14 protein-coding genes are annotated in these 15,703 nt (G+C 44.3%); 6 read left to right on the forward strand and 8 right to left on the reverse strand.

Translation table 11 applies throughout. The annotated features are described in order from the left end of the window. Window positions 1–209 precede the first annotated feature (209 nt). Window positions 210–1,340 carry a glycosyltransferase family 1 protein gene (locus DWW23_RS11705; RefSeq protein WP_122353468.1) on the forward strand — a complete coding sequence of 377 codons (1,131 nt, stop codon included), beginning with the start codon at window positions 210–212 and terminating at the stop codon, window positions 1,338–1,340. Window positions 1,341–1,414: 74 nt separating this feature from the next. Here the strand turns inward: DWW23_RS11705 and DWW23_RS11710 are convergent, their stop codons facing one another. From DWW23_RS11710 to DWW23_RS11735, 6 genes are all read right to left on the reverse strand, one after another. Further along, entirely contained in the window at window positions 1,415–2,599 is a 1,185-nt protein-coding gene (locus DWW23_RS11710) for a glycosyltransferase family 87 protein (protein ID WP_122353469.1), read from the reverse strand. Window positions 2,600–2,624: 25 nt separating this feature from the next. After that, window positions 2,625–3,653, reverse strand: a complete 1,029-nt coding sequence (locus DWW23_RS11715; protein WP_122353470.1) for a glycosyltransferase family 9 protein — start codon at window positions 3,651–3,653, stop codon at window positions 2,625–2,627. Between the two features lie 3 nt (window positions 3,654–3,656). After that, window positions 3,657–4,130 carry a hypothetical protein gene (locus DWW23_RS11720; RefSeq protein WP_122353471.1) on the reverse strand — a complete coding sequence of 158 codons (474 nt, stop codon included), beginning with the start codon at window positions 4,128–4,130 and terminating at the stop codon, window positions 3,657–3,659. Further along, complete coding sequence (locus tag DWW23_RS11725) at window positions 4,127–4,579, reverse strand: DUF3990 domain-containing protein (protein ID WP_233564319.1); 453 nt, start codon at window positions 4,577–4,579, stop codon at window positions 4,127–4,129. The genes DWW23_RS11720 and DWW23_RS11725 overlap by 4 nt, the downstream gene beginning before the upstream one ends. 7 nt (window positions 4,580–4,586) lie before the next feature. Continuing rightward, window positions 4,587–5,192, reverse strand: a complete 606-nt coding sequence (locus DWW23_RS11730) for a DUF4254 domain-containing protein (protein WP_122353473.1) — start codon at window positions 5,190–5,192, stop codon at window positions 4,587–4,589. Window positions 5,193–5,256: 64 nt separating this feature from the next. Continuing rightward, the gene (locus DWW23_RS11735; protein WP_122353474.1) at window positions 5,257–6,354 is read right to left on the reverse strand and encodes a glycoside hydrolase family 43 protein; all 1,098 of its coding nucleotides are present in this window, start codon (window positions 6,352–6,354) and stop codon (window positions 5,257–5,259) included. Window positions 6,355–6,468: 114 nt separating this feature from the next. On the opposite strand from DWW23_RS11735, the gene pdxB reads away from it, so the two are divergent. Both pdxB and DWW23_RS11745 read left to right on the forward strand, forming a co-directional pair. Continuing rightward, window positions 6,469–7,572: a 4-phosphoerythronate dehydrogenase PdxB gene (pdxB, locus tag DWW23_RS11740; RefSeq protein ID WP_122353475.1), complete on the forward strand. Its 1,104-nt coding sequence runs from the start codon at window positions 6,469–6,471 to the stop codon at window positions 7,570–7,572. 275 nt (window positions 7,573–7,847) lie between these two features. Beyond that, window positions 7,848–9,047: an MFS transporter gene (locus DWW23_RS11745; RefSeq protein WP_122353476.1), complete on the forward strand. Its 1,200-nt coding sequence runs from the start codon at window positions 7,848–7,850 to the stop codon at window positions 9,045–9,047. Here DWW23_RS11745 and DWW23_RS11750 read toward each other — a convergent pair. Further along, window positions 9,039–10,280 (reverse strand): glycosyltransferase, encoded by a 1,242-nt coding sequence (locus tag DWW23_RS11750; protein ID WP_122353477.1) that lies wholly within the window; start codon window positions 10,278–10,280, stop codon window positions 9,039–9,041. The genes DWW23_RS11745 and DWW23_RS11750 overlap by 9 nt on opposite strands. A gap of 375 nt (window positions 10,281–10,655) precedes the next feature. On the opposite strand from DWW23_RS11750, the gene DWW23_RS11755 reads away from it, so the two are divergent. Together DWW23_RS11755 and DWW23_RS11760 are read left to right on the forward strand one after the other, a co-directional pair. Then, entirely contained in the window at window positions 10,656–11,834 is a 1,179-nt protein-coding gene (locus DWW23_RS11755; RefSeq protein WP_122353478.1) for a DUF4925 domain-containing protein, read from the forward strand. Between the two features lie 18 nt (window positions 11,835–11,852). Then, on the forward strand, window positions 11,853–14,666 hold the full coding sequence (locus DWW23_RS11760; RefSeq protein ID WP_122353479.1) for a TonB-dependent receptor: 2,814 nt from the start codon (window positions 11,853–11,855) through the stop codon (window positions 14,664–14,666). Between the two features lie 74 nt (window positions 14,667–14,740). On the opposite strand, the gene purN is transcribed toward DWW23_RS11760, so the two are convergent. Further along, window positions 14,741–15,304 (reverse strand): phosphoribosylglycinamide formyltransferase, encoded by a 564-nt coding sequence (gene purN, locus DWW23_RS11765; protein WP_122353480.1) that lies wholly within the window; start codon window positions 15,302–15,304, stop codon window positions 14,741–14,743. 154 nt (window positions 15,305–15,458) lie between these two features. On the opposite strand from purN, the gene DWW23_RS11770 reads away from it, so the two are divergent. Continuing rightward, window positions 15,459–15,695, forward strand: a complete 237-nt coding sequence (locus tag DWW23_RS11770; RefSeq protein ID WP_009860668.1) for an acyl carrier protein — start codon at window positions 15,459–15,461, stop codon at window positions 15,693–15,695. Window positions 15,696–15,703 lie beyond the last annotated feature (8 nt).

A 15,703-nucleotide genomic window follows, 5' to 3' on the forward strand; every position in this document is an offset into this window, starting at 1 on the left:
TTACTGGTAACATAATAACATACACATGGAAGAGATTGTGGACTTCACTATTATCACTGTAACATACAACAGTGATAAGACATTGGAAAAAACTATTCTTAGCGTTATCAATCAAATACACAAAGGCTTTGAAAAACACAGATTCCTACTCAAACCGATTTTGTCATTACCCATATCCGAATATCTAACCTTTTCAAAAGTAGCAAAGCATGAAACTCGCATTTGATGCAAAACGAATCACCCACAATGCAACCGGGTTAGGGAATTACAGCCGTTTCATTGTTAATTCATTGATTAACAGTTATCCCGAAAACAGTTACCATCTATATTCTCCGGATAAAGGGAAAGAACATCTGCGGGCACTTATTCCGGAGCAAGAAAATGTGATATTCCACTATCTGGAAAATGAGATATTAGGTTCTTTAGGTAAAGCCTGGTGGCGATCCTGTGGTATTATCGGCGACCTGAAGAAAGAAAAGCCGGCCTTGTTTCACGGCTTAAGTAACGAACTCCCATTCGGATTGTCGAAAGCTGGCATCCCTTCAGTTGTAACGATACACGACCTGATTTTTATCCGCTATCCACAGTTTTATAAAACTATAGACAGAAACATTTATAATTTCAAATTCAGGAAAGCCTGTCTACTTGCCGACAAGATTGTTGCTGTCAGTGAAATGACTAAACAAGATATCATCCGGATATATAAAGTTCCGGAAGAAAAGATCGATGTTGTTTACCAAGGATGCGATGTTTCATTCCTACAACAGGCAGAGTCCAACAAACTATCTGAAGTAAAAAACAAATATAACCTGCCCGAACATTTCATTCTGAATGTAGGAAGCATCGAACAACGGAAAAATTTGTTGCTTATCGTAAAAGCACTCAAACAATCAGGGAAAGATATCCGTCTAATCGCAATAGGCAGAAGAACTCCCTATACAGAAACAGTGGAACAATACATCCGAGAAAATAATATGCAGGAACAAGTCACTATATTGAACAATGTATCATTCAATGACCTTCCGGCATTTTATCAACTGGCCTCGCTTTTCATATACCCTTCATTTTTTGAAGGATTCGGAATTCCGATTTTAGAGGCCTTAAACTCCGGCACACCCGTTATTGCCGCTACAGGTTCATGCCTTGAAGAAGCAGGAGGGCCTGATTCTCTCTATATAAACCCAGAAGACATAAATGATCTAAACGAAAAAATAAACTGGATTCTCACTACTCCTTCGCAGGCAGAGCACATGCGAACAGCCGGAAAAGAGTACGCTAAACGTTTTCTGGACCAAGCTATAGCTCAGGACATAATGAACGTTTATCAGAAAATAATCTGAATTCAAATCGATTTTAATATTTTATGGAAAATCTCCAAAACAGGGCTAGCAAATCTTTCCAATAATATTTTTGCCTAATTTAGCGGTTTTCTGGAAAAATTCAAAAATATCATTTCATAACAAACAGTCAACCAAACGACAATCACAGGCCATGCCTTCAACGCATACGGTCTGATAAAGCCTGCCCGAACCACACGAGGTACTAATTCGGTTGTCGACAACCCCACGATGACCAACGTGATCACCAGCAACCAGTAATTATATTTTTTATGTTCCGAAGGACTACAGATATACCATAGGGCAACTCCGATCATAGCAATGATATACCCACTCGCTTCAGTACCCGTACTAAACAATACAACAAACAGCAAGACATTAGCCAGTAACATCATGCGAAAGGAAAGATATTTATATTGAGATATCCGCAGATAAGGGATAAAGAAAAGCACCAGTCCCGGAACGATCAGCCACAGGTCGCTATAAACCTCCGATCCTGATAATTTACGGACAACTCCCAGCAAAGAAATATTCTGCGCTTCAGCAAACAAATTCAAGCCATTCTTCAGCTGTAATTGTGCAACCCACTCATAATACTGTGAAATCACATAATCGAATCCCGGAGTATATAAAGCCGGAAAAACCAAGAATAATGCTCCCCAGAAAATCCCTGAGATAATAAGTTTTCCTTTTTGTTTGGAGAAAAAGAAAAAAGCCAATCCGACAATCGGATAGATTTTAGTTAAAGTGCCGAACATAATCACACAAGCAGCCCAAAAATCTTTTTTCTTTTCTATAAAAGCAAATGCGAGAATAATAAAGGCTGCTACAGAAATATTGAATTGTTGTACTCCCTGTGCAGTCATCAATTCTATATATGAGAACCAATATATGAAAATTTTCTGCGAAGTGGAAAGAGGTAGTTGTTTAATCGCATAAAAGAGAAACGCCGTGTTAGCAGTAATCCATAACACTAATCCCAGCCAGTCCGGCAATACCGAGAATGGAGCAATCAGGGCGCTGAACAAAATTCCATACTGATTGGAGTCATAATATTCTGCCGGATATTCTCCATAAATAGTCAACCCTTCTATGCTGTGCGGAAAAACATATTTAAATATCTTATAATTGTTATATTTACCTATGAAAAATTTAATCAGAGCATAAACAACACCGGTCAATATCCACACCCACCAAAGTGACTTTTCTTCTTTCCATAAAGGTGCATTTACGAACGATTTACATTTTTCTACTAGTTTCATATATTTCTAATATTACGACAAAAACTTATTTGAGCAGACCATCTACCTTCGCAATTACCATTTCCGGTGTTATCTGTGTCATGCATGCCCAATCCCCCCGAAAACAGGGCTTCTGTCCGAATACGGAACAGGGACGGCAGGGAAGATCCAACTGGACTGCATTTTTAGGGTCCTGATGATAACCATAGAAACCCGCATACGGGTGAGTCGCTCCCCAAACGGATATTACCTTCGTTCCGACAAGGGAGGCGAAATGCATATTCGCGGAATCCATGCAAAGCAATACATCCAGCTGACTGATCAGGGCCAGTTCGTTATCCAGCGAATAACGTCCGACAAGACTTTTCACACGCGGATACTGGAACGCCCATTGTTCAAGGACAGCCTCTTCGTAACCGCGTCCTCCCAGCAAAAAGATCGTATAATCTTCATTTTCAGAGAGACGGGCGACCACTTGTTCCATATCGTCCACCGGATAAATCTTTCCACGGTGTTTGGCGAAGGGGGCAATCCCGATCCATTTGCCGTTTTTCGTACCTGCCACCGCTTCCATAGCCGAAAGGTCAGCGGGATGCGATTCATAAAGGGAAGTAAATGATTCCGTATAATTCAGTCCGGCAGCCCGGAATACATCGGCATAACGCTCGATCACCGGACGCAAAGGCTTTAAATCCTTATGGTTGCGGTCAGTAAGGCGTTTACGCTCCTTCCTGGCCTTGTCTACAACATAAACCTTTTTCCCTTTCATCCGGAACAGGCTGCGGATTATGATCGTACGGATCACATTATGCAGATCCAGTACCATATCATACTCAAACTTAACCAAGGCAGAAGCAAACCGGAGCAGTCCGCGCAATGTCTTTTCCGCAGCCTTCGTATTGATACCGATCACGTCCACATTCGCCGGGCGGTTCATGAAGACCGGTATCAGGAATGCCTGCGTAAGAACAGTAAACGTATCCTGCGGATTCGCTTTGGCGGCAGAGTAAATCACCGGAACCGTCATAGCGACATCGCCTATAGCTGAAAGTCGTATAACAAGTATTTTTGCCATCTATTAATTGAATGTTCCGCTATAATAACAGCGGGTTAAATAATAGGAAGGCTCATAATAAGCACTCCCGTTATAATTGTCTATCGTACGACATATCTTATCGTTATAGATGCGTAAGATCGCATCAGCATAATCTTCCCACGAATAAAGAGTGGACAGGATCAGACGCATGTACACTTTTCCCATGTCCTGTTCACCCGGGATATGGCTGACTAAATCAGGATTAACATTCGTCACATCAAAACTGCCAGCCTGCATTCGATATTCCTGAATCAACCGTTCAACGACAGCCTGCTGATTTTCACTATGCATAACATTTGCCAAGGATAGTTTTTCAGCAATACCCCGTTTTCCCATACAATTTACGACATACCGATTCGGCTGCTTCAAATGCCGTGCTATACGTTCGATCAGGCTACAAACATAAAACACATCATCCTGCGTTATTTCTTCATCCGGAAAGAATACATTCTTCATAACTCGTAACTCTTTTCATAGGTTAACGACTCTATCGCCTTATCAGAACAAAATACAATCTGATGAGTCGGATATTTAAATTTAGCCAATGCCCAGAATGCTTCACGACTGATCGATCCGGAAAGAAAATCTTCTACATAATTCCAAACCGAATCATCTGCCATCGGTCCCTCCACCAAGTCATAGGTATGTGGGACTCCTTTACGACAAGAGGCTATGAAATCGAGCCATTCATCCGTCAACTCTTTAAAACGGAGAATTTGTAACCCGGCAATTTCCTTATATTCGTATACATTAACAATATGAGCCGGAGTTTTATTAGCTGCCCACCGTTGGGCTTGCTTTTCCAACACCGTACAGTAAAATCCGAAACCGAAATCTTTAAAGAAACCGGTAGTTTGTACCTTCGGATATTCTATTACCATATTGCTACCATGATATACTTTCATTGCCATTTTATTTTTTACCGTATAATACAGGATTCAAAGCCGGATCATTATACATTTTCATCTGTTTGTACACCTTCATGTACTTGCGGCCTTCTTTGATATCGGTCAGCAACTGATCCAATGCCGTTGAAAGGTCTGTCTTCTGTTCCAGCAGCACCTTCAGTTTTTCTTCACATTTGGCTTTGTGTTCGGGAGTCGCATCAGGGCGGTTCACCTCTTCATTCATATGGTAGATCTTGAGTGTCAGGATAGACAAACGGTCTACCGCCCATGCCGGACTCTCCGTATTGATCGTTGCATCCGGCAAGACCTTTACATCCTTGTATTTATCCAGAAAGAAACTATCGATCAGTTCCACCAGATCGGTACGATCCTGATTAGATTTATCTATACGGCGCTTGATCGCTATTGCCTCGACCGGGTCGATCGCCGGATTACGGATGATATCTTCCAGATGCCATTGCACCGCATCAATCCAGTTTTTCAAATAAAGATAAAACTCGATACTTTTTACCTCATAAGGATTATGCATGGTTGCATCCACATCATCAGAAACATGATACGCTTTCGTAGCCTGTTCAAATATCCGGTAACACTGTTCGCTGAAATTCATAAATAATCGTTTTGCTTTCTGTAAATACTGTTGACAAAGGTAGAAAATCTTTTCTGATAATCTATCAATGAATTTCCTGAAGAGTGGTATTCGGACCTTCCACATACAAGTTGCCCTTTTCGTCCACTCCCATCTTATCGATAAAAACGACGCGCTCTTCACCTGTATTCTGCGTACGTCCGTGATACACACAATACATCTGCTTTCCGTCTTTCGAATAAGTCACACTGTTATGGCCCGTACCCGTTACAATCCCGCCTTTTTCAACATTCTTCTCCAGTACCGGGTTGTTTGCCGATTTAACAAAAGGACCGAGGGGATTTTTAGAGGTCGCATAGCCGACAGCATAATTCTTTCCTCCGAAATAATTCGCAGAATACATCATATAATAGATATCGCCTTTCTTAAATATATATGAACCCTCCGTCCATCGGCGGTTCACTTCGCCAGTCGTTACAGAACGGCTCTCCCATTCGGCCTGCGGGTCTTCATTGGTAACAGGCGGACGCAGGATCAACACAGGTTCGCCGATGATGCCGCTTAAATCAGGTTTCAGCTCGACACCGTAAATCCAGCTTTCCTCTATTTCGTTGAACATATCTTTCTCACGTGCCCATGAAGCCACTTCACTCTCTACCGGGTGCTTGTAACAGCAACGGGAATAATATAAGTAAAGACGTCCGTCGGAATCTTGCAGCAGATTACCGTCGATAACAGGATAGCCAGGGTCAAAAAGAGGGTGGTCGCTCATCTCCCTGAACGGACCGGTCGGTTTGTCCGAAACAGCAATGCCGATCCTGAAATTCTCCAACTCATTAGTCGGGTTCTCCTTCCAATCGGCACTGAAAAACATATAAAACTTACCTTTCCGTTCATACACTTCCGGCGCCCAGAAGTTGGCTGTAGCCCACGAACCGGCCATATTACCCCGGTAAACCTGTCCTTCCGGTTTCCAGTCTATCAGATTATCCGAAGAATAAGCACAGAAACCATCCACGGCCCCTGCGCCCGTGCCATACATATAATAACGCCCGTCGGAAGCCAACAAGACATAAGGGTCACCGAACTTTACAGGCAGCGGATTCGTATACTTCCCCTGGCCGTATACAGGAATGCAAACAATGGCCAGCAAGCATAATACACACAACAACAGATGCTTCATTTTCCAGTTTTTTATACACATTAGTCTTTCATGATATTTAAAGCGTGCAAATTACGTTTTTATCTCCACTTCCGCAAATAATCTCTATCTTTGCCAGTAGTAAAAGGCAAGAAAATGAAAATAGTAGCTGATAACACGGTCCCGTACCTGAAAGGGGTTGCCGAACCGATCGCAGATGTAAAATACCTCAACTCAAACGAGTTCACTCCTTCAACCATTCATGATGCCGACGCCCTGATTGTACGAAGCATCGACAAATGCACCCGTGAACTGTTGGAAGGAAGCCGCGTCAGGCTGATCACGACAGCAACCATCGGTTTCGACCATATCGACATAAAGTATTGTGATGAAGCAGGTATTACCTGGAAAAACGCTCCGGGATGCAATGCCGTTTCGGTCGCCCAATATGTTTTATCTTCGCTGATCACCATCGGTCTCCGCAGAAACGAACCATTAGAGGGGAAAACGATCGGAATAGTCGGCGTAGGCCATGTAGGCAAAGAACTGGAAAAACTCTGCGCATCATATGGCATGCACGTTTTACGTAATGACCCGCCACGGGCAGAAGAGGAAGGAGAGGCAGGATTCGTTTCGTTGGATACGATTGCAGAAGAAGCGGATATTATCTCTTTCCATACGCCACTGACAAAAGAAGGGCGTTTTGCTACCCGCCATCTGGCAAACGAAGCCTTTTTCAACCAAACACGGAAAAAGCCTTGGTTCGTAAACGCTTCGAGAGGAGCGGTACACGATACTCCGGCGCTAGTGAATGCCCTGAAATCAGGAAAAATAAGCGAAGCAGTGATCGATTGCTGGGAAAACGAACCGGCAATCGACCGTGAATTAATAAGCCTGGCAACCATAGCCACTCCCCATATTGCCGGATTCTCTGCCGACGGTAAAGCCAACGGGACCCGTACCTGCCTGGAAAATATCGAACGCTTCTTCGGACTGAAGATAGAAAAAATGAAGGAGGTCGTCCCTCCCGTTCCTGCCGATCCGGTGATCGACCTGGACAATGTTACGGAGCATCGTATCGAACATGCGATCTTCAGAAGTTTCGATCCGCTTGCCGTAGACAAGGCATTACGGGAAACACCTGATAAATTCGAATGGTTCCGGTCTAATTACAATCACCCACGGGAGTTTACCGCCTATACGATAAAAAATGCAACTGCGGAAGAACGGACGCTATTCGATAAGTTAGGTTTCAAATAAGCCTCCGTAAAGAAAATGGGAAAAGGATGCGACCTGTTTTGAAAAAGCATGCCGACTAAATTAAATTAGTACGGCGAGTAATCAACGGTTGATAACCGTCAACCGATCGGCTCATAGTTATCGGCCGATTGGCTCATAATCATCAACCGAACGGCTGACAATTATCGGCCGCTGAACAGTACCGCATCTAATATACAAAATATAATTATAAAAGATACTGGAGATCAGCATCTTATTTATAAAAAAAACAATAATAAATCCAACGACTCACAGCAATGGCGAAAGACAAATTATTATCACCCGGCTTTTGTTATATATTGATGGCAAATTTCCTGCTGTTTTTTGCCTTCTACCTGATACTGCCGATCCTGCCATTCTACTTGCAGGAACGGTTTATGACGGATAAGTCGATGATCGGGTTCATCCTGTCCTGCTACACGATAGCCTGTCTTTGTATCCGTCCGTTCTCAGGATATCTGTTGGATACGTTTGCGCGCCGCCCGTTGTATCTGGTAGCTTATGCCGTATTCATGGTCATTTTTGCCGGATATATGGTTGCAAGCCTGCTGAGTATATTCATCGTGCTGCGCATCCTGCATGGGTTCGCTTTCGGGATGGTAACAGTTTCGGGTAATACGATCGTAATCGATATCCTTCCTTCTTCCCGACGCGGCGAAGGGATCGGTTATTATGGGATGGCGAATAACCTGGCCATGAGTTTCGGACCGATGATCGGGTTGTTCATGCATGCCAGTTTCAGCTATGAAGTGATCTTCGGCTGTTCACTGGCTTCCTGTTTCCTGGGGTTTATCATGGCTTATCTGGTGAAGACTCCTTACAAGCAACCGGTGAAGAAAGAACCGATCTCGCTCGACCGCTTCTTTCTGGTAAAAGGGGGCTGGGCAGGCATCTCTTTGTTAATGTTATCTATTCCCTACGGGATGACGACTACTTATGTCGCCATGTATGCGGATGAAATAGGGATTTCCGTCAATTCAGGGCTTTACTTTACCTTTATGGCGATAGGCCTGGCCATATCGCGGCTGTTCTCCGGACGGCAGGTAGATAAAGGACGTATCACGCTGGTCATTACATTGGGAATGTATCTGGCTTGTGCCAGTTTCTTCGCCCTGGCTTCCCTGGGGACATTGATGAAATGGAATCCGGTATTTACTTCCTATTTATATATAGGTATAGCATTATCACAAGGAGTAGCCTTCGGTACGATGTTCCCGGCATTCAATACCCTGTTCGTGAATCTGGCCCCCAACAGTCAGCGCGGGACAGCGACCTCCACCTATCTGACCAGCTGGGACGTAGGTATCGGTATCGGATTGATGATAGGCGGAAGCATTGCACAAGAGTTCGGCGGTTTTAATTATGCCTATCTGTTCGGGGCCTGCCTGACGGTATTGTCTACCTTCTTTTTCATTATCAAAGCAGGACCACATTTCAACAGGAATAAATTACGGTAATAACCGCTCAATATAGTCACACAAGTTTCCGATGCCGTTCTCGCTTTTGATCTGCCCGCTTACCGTGGCGGCATTCTTTTTATAATCCGGATTACCGACCAGGTCCGCTATTTTACGTTCCAGTTCATTCTCGGAAACTTTAGCGATCTTCACCCGTTCCGGACCTAATCCCAGCACCTGGACCCGATACGCCCAATAAGGCTGGTCGAGCAATAAAGGAGTAATCAACTGGGGAACACCCGCACGCGCTACGCTATGTGTCGTACCGCTTCCCCCGTGGTGGATAACGGCATCGCAATGCGGAAAAATCAGATGATGGGGAATCGGTTTCTTCATCAGGAATAATTGTTCGCTTCCTTGTAAAGTTTCCCCTGTCTTCGCCCAACCTGAACCGACAACCAGCCGATATTTTTTCCGGTCACTGATACGTGCCAGCATGCCGCAGAAACGCTCCCGGTCGTTCGAAGTACAACTGCCCAGCGTAAAGAAGATGACCGGTGTCCGGTCTCTTTGGATAAACGCCATCAGTTCCTGATATGCCTCTTCATCATATTCAAACGTATCATTGAAACAATATCCACCGATATTCCAGCGAAAACGTTCGTCCCACACCGGATCGGTATGTCCCAGATAACGGCTGTACAACAGAAAATTATCACTATTCTTCGCTGCATCCAGGCCGAAATTAGCGATCGGAGCCAGACCATACTTCGCCCGGTTCTTATTGATCGTATCTTTCACCATATAGTTGGATACCTTGTTCATCATCAGCCAAAGCAGTTTCGGCGTAATGACCGGATTAGGCTTCGGGTACGGAAAAGCAGGAGGCGGCATCTTCGTGCCGGGCAGGAAAGGAGCAAAAGCCGTACGGACAAAAGGCTTTTTACAATATTCTGCAATGCCGGTCGCGGCAAACTCCGTATTGGCTGCTACCAGGACATCGTTCTGTTCAAGAAGCGGGATCACCTGCACAAACTGTTTGTCGATCGCATCGCGCGTCCATTCCACGATCCTCTTAAAGCTCTGTTTATTCTCGGCAGCATCGGCCATCATTCCGCCGATATTGTCGAAATCCTGCAAAACGACTTTTACAGGATATTTTCTGACCATTTCCTCAAAAACCTGGGGAACATTCATTGTTACCTCATGGCCTCGTCCGACCAACTCGCGTGCCACCGCCAGATAGGGCAACACGTCACCTTGTGATCCTCTTGTTACAAGCAGTATTCTCATTTACTCTATATTTTTACATGCAGTTTTTTCCGGGCACTGTTCTTTTACTTCACAGGCCTCACTCACCTTTTTACCTGCAGCCTTCCGCTTAAAAAGCATCCGGACCAGAAAGGCTAAAAATCCTAATAATAGACTCATTAACATAATGAGAACAAAGAACGCATATATAAACATATCCGTCAATGTCTATTTTTCACATTCGATATTCTATTATTAATAATCTCTCTTTGGCACATATTCATATACAGACAGTTATTATACCCTATAAAAGTCAATTCTTAATAATGGAATATTGATTCTGAAATATAGCTATTGTTTGGTACAAAGTTATATCAGTACTTTGTAACATCAAATAAACAATAAAAAGAAAAGTAAATGAACAAGTATTTATTGCGCAATTTTCTTTATGCCATCTGTGTGGCCACCTTGTTGTTTGCCTGCGATGACAATGATGATTCCGATGGTTCCGGAATGAATGGAATCTATTCCAACAAGTTGAGCGCACCTGAAGGCGGCAACACATTGACCCTGACTTACAGTGGACGTGAGTTCATCGGTAAGGACGTCTCCTTTAAAATGACCAATGACAACACGGCTAACATCACTTTACATGGTATTCTCCCCGGAGAAACCACGACTCTGCTTGAAAACGTAGCTATTTCGGCCGGAAGCAACGGTTATTCTTTTTCCGGAAACGGGACAGGAACAAACGGGACCTCTTTTTCCTATACCGGTTCTGTCGAAAAAAGTAAAATGACTTTGGCTCTGACCGATGTGAAAGTTGCCACCAACCAACTGACTTCAAACGGCAACTGGTATCCGGTGCTGGGCAGAACTTCCACTGAAACAGATCCGGTGCTGGGAGAATATACCTTGATGCGCTGTGCATTTCATCTGGTGACCGATAATGCCCTCTTAGCACAGTTTGCTCCCATGCTGGAACCTATTGTCGGGAATCTGATCTGTTGGTTTATCAATGAAGTCACTTTCAATCCGGACGGTAATATCACGGCCCGTTATGCCACCATGCCGGAAGGCAAAGCGATCGGCGACCTCATCCAACTTCCCCCAAACAGACAGGACAGCGAATGGATCTCCTCTCCGATCAATCTGGCATCTTATTATGTAAAAGACGATTCGGAGCTTTATATCGTCCCCAATATCGATATGATCCTCTACCAGATCGAGCAAAACAAGACCAAAGCCGACGGAGGCCTGGATGCTGCCGTTATCGCTGCCGTCTACCAGCAACTTAACAAATGGAGTACGACAGGTATCCGGATGAATATCCGTAAAAACTCAGAAACTCCATCCAATAATATGGGCAACCTGATTGCTTACAAAGGCGACATATTCCTGTTCATCGATAAAGAAGAGATAGAAGCCTTCCTCCCTTTATTACCACTGGTAAAAGATCTGCTGCCGGAAGATATGCTCGGCGGTTCACTGGGATCGATGATAGGACCTTTGCTCGATATACTGGCGAACAGCCTGCAACAGACGAAAACACTGGAAATGGGCATGATGTTGAGCAAACAAAAGGATATACAATAATAAACAAAGAGTACAGACATGAAAAAATATACTATATTATTTTTACTGGCCCTTCTGAGCATCCCCTCTTTCGGGCAGATCATGAAAGGATTCGTGTATGACAAAGAGACCAACGAGCCGCTGGCGGGTGTCAACATTACTTTCAAAAGAATCAGCGGAGAAACAAACGGAACGATCTCGGAAGCAGACGGTTCATACCAGATCAACTTGCCGGAAGGCGGTGTCGACCTGCTGTTCAGTTATATCGGTTACGAAAATGAGCAGGTTCCGGTCGTGATCAACCGCAATGAAACAAAGACGCAGAATATATTCATGCGTATTAAAGCCAACTTGCTGGGCGATGTTGTGGTCAGTGCCGGACGTTTCGAGCAGAAGCTGAGTAACGTAACGGTCTCCATGGATCTGCTGAAAGCCGAGGATATTACCAAACAGGCTCCTACCGACCTGAGTGCGACACTGAACACGATGCCCGGTGTGGATATCAATGACAAACAACCTTCTATCCGCGGAGGAAACGGCTGGACATACGGTGTCGGTTCACGCAGTATGGTACTGATCGACGGAATGAGTGCACTTACTTCCGGGACCGGTATCATCAACTGGAACATTGTTCCGCTGGAAAATATCGAACAGGTGGAAGTGATGAAGGGAGCTTCATCGGTACTTTACGGGTCGTCCGCCCTGAACGGAGTGATCAATATCCGTACAAAACGCCCGGGTCTTACGCCTGTCACGACTTTACGCACTTATTTAGGTATCTACGGCGATCCGGAGAACGAAGAATACCGGTGGAGTGACAAATCATTCTGGAAAGAAGGCAAATACGAAGTGGAACCATTCCTGCGTAAGAACGTATTTTCAGGTATCCGTAATCCGATATATGAAGGAGTCGATTTCTCACATGCCCGCCGCGTCGGCAATTTCGACCTTTCTGCCGGATTGAACATGTTCACGGATGAAGGATATAAAAAACAAGGATACAACAAACGTTTCCGTGCCGGAGGCAACCTGACTTACCACCAGCCGATAAACGACGGCAATTTGCTCAACTATGGATTCAACGTCAACTATATGAGCGATAAATATGCCGATTTCTTCCTGTGGCGTTCTCCGAAAGATGTTTATGAGCCGTCGCCTATCGCCAATATGGGACGCGAAGCTAATACATTTTATATCGACCCGTTCTTTAATTTTACCAATCCAAACAACAATACATCACATAAGGTAAAGGCCCGTTTCTATTATCGCGGGGACAATATTGCTGACGGATCAAACAACGATGCATCCATTACAGATATTCTCGGGAATATGGGGACGGATGTCGGTGCCATCACAGGGATCGTGCAAAATGTACAGAACGGTGATTACAGCATGTTCTATCCGATCATCCAACCGGCTTTGCAAGGTGACCTGAACGGGCTGGTAAACGGAACGACCAATATCCTGGGACAGATATTCCCTACAGCTACTACAGCCGATTACTGCGACTTGCTTTCATGGGTTATGAAACGCGGTATTCCAAGCAGTACGTCCGATCTGGTCCCCTGGTTGTCGAATGCGATCAACCCGAAATCCGATCCGGTCAGTATCGACAAGAACTATACGTATTATCTGGATTACCAGTTCAATAAGAAATGGGATAACGGCACACAGATCACAGCCGGCGCCACTTACGAACACATGCGTAGTACCTCGGTGACAACCGGCAACCATGATAGCGATAATGCCGCCATGTTCTTTCAGTACGACCAGCGCTTTTTCGATCGTCTGAGCGTATCAGCCGGTATGCGTGCGGAATATTACCGTGTCGATGATTTCCTGCGCGAAGCAGATACAAAGATATTCGGAACTAAGGTACCGGTAAAGCCGATCTTCCGTGCGGGACTGAACTATCAGTTGGCCGACTATAGCTTTATCCGTGCCAGCTTCGGACAAGGTTACCGTTATCCTTCCCTGACAGAAAAATATGCCCGTAAGGATATCGGTGGTGTCGGCGTATTCCCAAACAATGAAGTAAGGGCAGAAAAAGGGGTGAACGCCGAACTGGGTATCAAGCAGGGATATAAATTCGGTAACCTGATGGGATTCTTCGATGTAGCCGGTTTCTACACACAATATACGGATATGATCGAATTCCGCTTCGGCTTCTTCGATCCCAATTCGTATGCATATGCAAATAGTACGAAGGAAATTCTGGGTATCATCGCACAGGGACAGATGCCGGGTATCGGAGCACAGTTCTACAACGTATCCAAAGCACGTATCTACGGGGCAGAGATAAGTACGAACGGTTTCTATAACTTCAATGCCGACACCAAACTATCCTATAACCTGGGATATGTTTTCATCGAACCGGAAGATGCCGATTACAAGGAGAAGAACGAAATCGAAGCACAGTACAACGATCCTCTCCGTGCAAAAGAGAAATCCAATGATTCCAAATATCTGAAATACCGTCAGAAACATACGGTGAAAGGTGTTGTCGACCTGCAATGGAAACGCCTGAACCTTGGAATGAACGTTACCTGGAAAAGCAAAATGCTGGCCGTCGACTACCTGATGGTGGACGAACGGGAAAAAGAACAGCCGGATGCCATGGAATATATCCGACAACTCCTGTACGGAAATATCGGTGGGGAAACGCTCAATACGTACTGGAAAGAAAAGAATACGGATTACTGTGTAGTCGACCTGCGTGCAGGTGTGAAAATAACGAAGGACGTGTCGTTCCAGTTCATGATCAATAATCTGTTCAATAAAGAATATTGCACACGCCCGATGCTTGTTTCGGCACCACGGACCTATGTGATGCAACTGAATATGTCATTCTGATAAACCACTAATAATTAGAAAGCCCTGCCGACACGATAATCCGGCAGGGCTTAATTTTTTATATCACTTTTCAGTTATTTCAACAAATCTTCGATCACATGCGGATAATGGGCATATTCCAGCGCATGCACCTTGGTAGCGACCTCGTCCGGCGTATCGGTAGGCAACACTTCACATTTAGCCTGAAAAATGACATCACCCTCATCGTAATTTTCATTGATATAATGTATCGTTATACCCGATTCCTTCTCTCCGGCAGCCACTACGGCCTCATGCACATGCATGCCATACATACCCTTTCCGCCATGTTTCGGCAACAAAGCCGGATGAATATTAATGATCTTACCCGGATAAGCACCCAGTAACGCATCCGATATCTTATTCATAAAACCGGCCAGGACGATCAGATCGACCTGATATTCCGCCAGTTTCGCCAGGACAGGCGTTCCCTCCACAAATTCATCACGGGAAAACACAAAAGAAGGAATTCCCTGTTTATTGACACGGGCATGCACGCCCACATTCTTATTATTGGACAAAACAACTGCTACTTTAACAGTTTCACTTTTAGAGAAATACCGGGCTATATTTTCGGCATTCGTACCCGAACCGGATGCAAAAATTGCTACGTTTTTCATATTTTCCTATGTTTTAGTGCACACGAAAAGAAAAAATGTGCAGTTTTCCGTATTTTTAGTGCATTAAATTTGTTTTGTAACATAAAAAATTCTTTTCTTTGCACTGCAAATTTAAAAAGTATATTCGTATTTATTAATCTAAATTGAAAAAGTTATGTCTGAAGTTGCATCTAGAGTAAAAGCTATCATCGTTGATAAGTTAAGTGTTGAAGAAACAGAAGTTACAAACGAAGCAAGCTTTACTAATGATTTAGGAGCAGACTCTCTTGACACTGTAGAGTTGATTATGGAATTCGAAAAGGAATTCGGTATTTCAATTCCTGATGATCAGGCAGAAAAGATTACAACAGTAGGCGACGCAGTTGCTTATATCGAAGCTAACGCGAAGTAATCAATCCT

This window comes from Parabacteroides sp. AF14-59, from assembly GCF_003479515.1.
Classification (GTDB): domain Bacteria; phylum Bacteroidota; class Bacteroidia; order Bacteroidales; family Tannerellaceae; genus Parabacteroides; species Parabacteroides faecis.

Excerpts from the sequence above, each read along its gene's own strand:
- DWW23_RS11705 (WP_122353468.1), top strand. The coding sequence starts at position 210 with ATGAAACTCGCATTTGATGCAAAACGAATCACCCACAATGCAACCGGG.
- DWW23_RS11710 (WP_122353469.1), bottom strand. The coding sequence starts at position 2,599 with ATGAAACTAGTAGAAAAATGTAAATCGTTCGTAAATGCACCTTTATGG.
- DWW23_RS11715 (WP_122353470.1), bottom strand. The coding sequence starts at position 3,653 with ATGGCAAAAATACTTGTTATACGACTTTCAGCTATAGGCGATGTCGCT.
- DWW23_RS11720 (WP_122353471.1), bottom strand. The coding sequence starts at position 4,130 with ATGAAGAATGTATTCTTTCCGGATGAAGAAATAACGCAGGATGATGTG.
- DWW23_RS11725 (WP_233564319.1), bottom strand. The coding sequence starts at position 4,579 with ATGAAAGTATATCATGGTAGCAATATGGTAATAGAATATCCGAAGGTA.
- DWW23_RS11730 (WP_122353473.1), bottom strand. The coding sequence starts at position 5,192 with ATGAATTTCAGCGAACAGTGTTACCGGATATTTGAACAGGCTACGAAA.
- DWW23_RS11735 (WP_122353474.1), bottom strand. The coding sequence starts at position 6,354 with ATGAAGCATCTGTTGTTGTGTGTATTATGCTTGCTGGCCATTGTTTGC.
- pdxB (WP_122353475.1), top strand. The coding sequence starts at position 6,469 with ATGAAAATAGTAGCTGATAACACGGTCCCGTACCTGAAAGGGGTTGCC.
- DWW23_RS11745 (WP_122353476.1), top strand. The coding sequence starts at position 7,848 with ATGGCGAAAGACAAATTATTATCACCCGGCTTTTGTTATATATTGATG.
- DWW23_RS11750 (WP_122353477.1), bottom strand. The coding sequence starts at position 10,280 with ATGAGAATACTGCTTGTAACAAGAGGATCACAAGGTGACGTGTTGCCC.
- DWW23_RS11755 (WP_122353478.1), top strand. The coding sequence starts at position 10,656 with ATGAACAAGTATTTATTGCGCAATTTTCTTTATGCCATCTGTGTGGCC.
- DWW23_RS11760 (WP_122353479.1), top strand. The coding sequence starts at position 11,853 with ATGAAAAAATATACTATATTATTTTTACTGGCCCTTCTGAGCATCCCC.
- purN (WP_122353480.1), bottom strand. The coding sequence starts at position 15,304 with ATGAAAAACGTAGCAATTTTTGCATCCGGTTCGGGTACGAATGCCGAA.
- DWW23_RS11770 (WP_009860668.1), top strand. The coding sequence starts at position 15,459 with ATGTCTGAAGTTGCATCTAGAGTAAAAGCTATCATCGTTGATAAGTTA.